Origin of the sequence: Nitratireductor rhodophyticola (genome assembly GCF_019891355.1) — a bacterium.
In the GTDB taxonomy this organism is placed as follows: domain Bacteria; phylum Pseudomonadota; class Alphaproteobacteria; order Rhizobiales; family Rhizobiaceae; genus Nitratireductor; species Nitratireductor rhodophyticola.
In genome coordinates, this window is record NZ_JAHSSF010000007.1 from 2,501 (window position 1) to 5,958 (window position 3,458).

At 54.1% G+C, this 3,458-nt stretch carries 1 tRNA gene and 2 rRNA genes; all 3 read left to right on the top strand.

From position 1 onward, the window contains the following. The first annotated feature begins 45 nt into the window (after positions 1 to 45). The 3 genes from KUG85_RS20945 (at position 46) to KUG85_RS20955 (ending at position 3,458) form a co-directional block, all read left to right on the top strand. Positions 46 to 2,918 (top strand): 23S ribosomal RNA (locus tag KUG85_RS20945). Between the two features lie 245 nt (positions 2,919 to 3,163). Beyond that, positions 3,164 to 3,278 (top strand): 5S ribosomal RNA (gene rrf, locus KUG85_RS20950). Positions 3,279 to 3,381: 103 nt separating this feature from the next. Next, positions 3,382 to 3,458, top strand: a tRNA-Met gene (locus tag KUG85_RS20955).

Genomic DNA, 3,458 nt, shown 5'->3' on the forward strand with positions numbered 1-3,458 from the left:
TCAGTGTCGTCTGGAGCAATCCGGATGAGCATTGGCAATGAGAATGATCAAGTGTCTTAAGGGCAATTGGTGGATGCCTTGGCATGCACAGGCGATGAAGGACGTGATACGCTGCGAAAAGCTACGGGGAGGTGCGAATACCCTTTGATCCGTAGATATCCGAATGGGGAAACCCACCTTAGATACTTGGGAAATCAGGCGCGCCGCTGGCGCGCAGCGAGTAGGGATTAGCGAATAGCGAGTAGGGATTTCTATTCGCTAAATACTATTCGCTATTCGCTTCGCGTCGAAGACGCGCCTGGTTTCCAAGTATCGCAATAAGGTATCTTATTCTGAATACATAGGGATAAGAAGCGAACGCGGGGAACTGAAACATCTAAGTACCCGTAGGAAAGGACATCAACCGAGACTCCGCTAGTAGTGGCGAGCGAACGCGGACCAGGCCAGTGGCTATCGTTTAACAAGCAGAACCTTCTGGAAAGTTGGACCGGAGCGGGTGACAGTCCCGTATGCGTAATGTGAACGATAGTCCTCGAGTAGGGCGGGACACGTGAAATCCTGTCTGAACATGGGGGGACCACCCTCCAAGCCTAAGTACTCGTGCATGACCGATAGCGAACTAGTACCGTGAGGGAAAGGTGAAAAGCACCCCGACGAGGGGAGTGAAAGAGTACCTGAAACCGGTTGCCTACAAACAGTGGGAGTGCGCAAGCATGACCACGTACCTTTTGTATAATGGGTCAGCGACTTAATGTAACGTGCAAGCTTAAGCCGGTAGGTGTAGGCGTAGCGAAAGCGAGTCTTAACAGGGCGTTCAGTACGTTGCATTAGACCCGAAACCGAGTGATCTAGCCATGAGCAGGTTGAAGGTAAGGTAACACTTACTGGAGGACCGAACCCATATCTGTTGCAATAGATCGGGATGACTTGTGGCTAGGGGTGAAAGGCCAATCAAACTCGGAAATAGCTGGTTCTCCGCGAAATCTATTTAGGTAGAGCGTCGACCGAATACCCTCGGGGGTAGAGCACTGGATGGGCTAGGGGTCCTCACCGGATTACCAAACCTAACCAAACTCCGAATACCGAGGAGTACTAGTCGGCAGACACACGGCGGGTGCTAACGTCCGTCGTGGAGAGGGAAACAACCCTGACCAACAGCTAAGGTCCCCAAGTTATGGCTAAGTGGGAAAGGATGTGAGACTCCCAAAACAACCAGGATGTTGGCTTAGAAGCAGCCATCATTTAAAGAAAGCGTAACAGCTCACTGGTCTAATTAAGGGGTTTTGCGCCGAAAATGTACCGGGGCTAAAGCCATACACCGAAGCTTTGGGCTTGCTTTGCAAGCGGTAGCGGAGCGTTCCGTAGGCTGATGAAGGGAGACCCGTGAGGGCTCCTGGAGGTATCGGAAGTGCGAATGCTGACATGAGTAACGATAAAGGGGGTGAGAGACCCCCTCGCCGAAAGTCCAAGGGTTCCTGCTTAAAGTTAATCTGAGCAGGGTTAGCCGGCCCCTAAGGCGAGGCCGAAAGGCGTAGTCGATGGGAACCACGTTAATATTCGTGGGCCTGGAGGTAGTGACGGATTGCGGACGTTGTCTTTCCTTATCGGATTGGAGAGGCAGCCATGTGGTCCCAGGAAATAGCTCCTCCATATAGACCGTACCCGAAACCGACACAGGTGGACTGGTAGAGTATACCAAGGCGCTTGAGAGAACTCTGCTGAAGGAACTCGGCAAAATGCACGCGTAACTTCGGGATAAGCGTGACCCTTCTTCGGGCAACCGGAGGGGGGTGGCACAGACCAGGGGGTAGCGACTGTTTATCAAAAACACAGGGCTCTGCGAAGTCGCAAGACGACGTATAGGGTCTGACGCCTGCCCGGTGCCGGAAGGTTAAGAGGAGGAGTGCAAGCTCTGAATTGAAGCCCCGGTAAACGGCGGCCGTAACTATAACGGTCCTAAGGTAGCGAAATTCCTTGTCGGGTAAGTTCCGACCTGCACGAATGGCGTAACGACTTCCCCGCTGTCTCCAGCAGAGACTCAGTGAAATTGAATTCCCCGTGAAGATGCGGGGTTCCTGCGGTTAGACGGAAAGACCCCGTGCACCTTTACTATAGCTTTACACTGGCATTCGTGTCGGCATGTGTAGGATAGGTGGTAGGCTTTGAAGCGTGGGCGCCAGCTCGCGTGGAGCCATCCTTGAAATACCACCCTTATCTACATGGATGTCTAACCGCGGTCCGTTATCCGGATCCGGGACAGTGTATGGTGGGTAGTTTGACTGGGGCGGTCGCCTCCTAAAGAGTAACGGAGGCGCGCGATGGTGGGCTCAGAACGGTCGGAAATCGTTCGCTGAGTGCAATGGCATAAGCCTGCCTGACTGCAAGACTGACAAGTCGAGCAGAGACGAAAGTCGGTCATAGTGATCCGGTGGTCCCGCGTGGAAGGGCCATCGCTCAACGGATAAAAGGTACGCCGGGGATAACAGGCTGATGACCCCCAAGAGTCCATATCGACGGGGTTGTTTGGCACCTCGATGTCGACTCATCGCATCCTGGGGCTGGAGCAGGTCCCAAGGGTATGGCTGTTCGCCATTTAAAGCGGTACGTGAGTTGGGTTCAGAACGTCGTGAGACAGTTCGGTCCCTATCTGCCGTGGGTGTAGGAATATTGACAGGATCTGTCCCTAGTACGAGAGGACCGGGATGGACGTATCTCTGGTGGACCTGTTGTGGCGCCAGCCGCATAGCAGGGTAGCTATATACGGAACGGATAACCGCTGAAGGCATCTAAGCGGGAAACCGACCTGAAAACGAGTATTCCCTGAGAGTCGTGGGAGACCACCACGTTGATAGGCCGGGTGTGGAAGTGCGGCAACGCATGGAGCTTACCGGTACTAATAACTCGATCGGCTTGAATCATTCTCATTGCTTATGCTCATCTCAATTGTCCTTGCGGATGAGCGCGGCGAAAGCCGCTATCCTGCGGACGGCACGCGCAAAAATGCGCGACGGCCGCTTGGCCTTGCGGGCTTCGCCCGGAGCCAGAAAAACCAATGACCGGAAGGTCAACCAGCGGACAGTGAGGCTTGAGGCGCATACTCTATTCGCCATTCGCTACGCACTATTCGCTTTTACCAGCTTCTCGATTACATGCGTTTCGCCGACCTGGTGGTTATGGCGGGGCGGCTGCACCCGTTCCCTTTCCGAACACGGCCGTGAAACGCCCCAGCGCCGATGGTACTTCGTCTTAAGACGCGGGAGAGTAGGTCGCTGCCAGGTCTGCAAAACGCATGGAAATCTTCTCAAAACAAAGCCAAAAACGACAAAGGCCGCAACCAGCGGCCTTTTGTCATGAAAACAGGCAAAAACGCAGAAACATTGACGCGGGGTGGAGCAGCCCGGTAGCTCGTCAGGCTCATAACCTGAAGGTCGCAGGTTCAAATCCTGCCCCCGCAACCA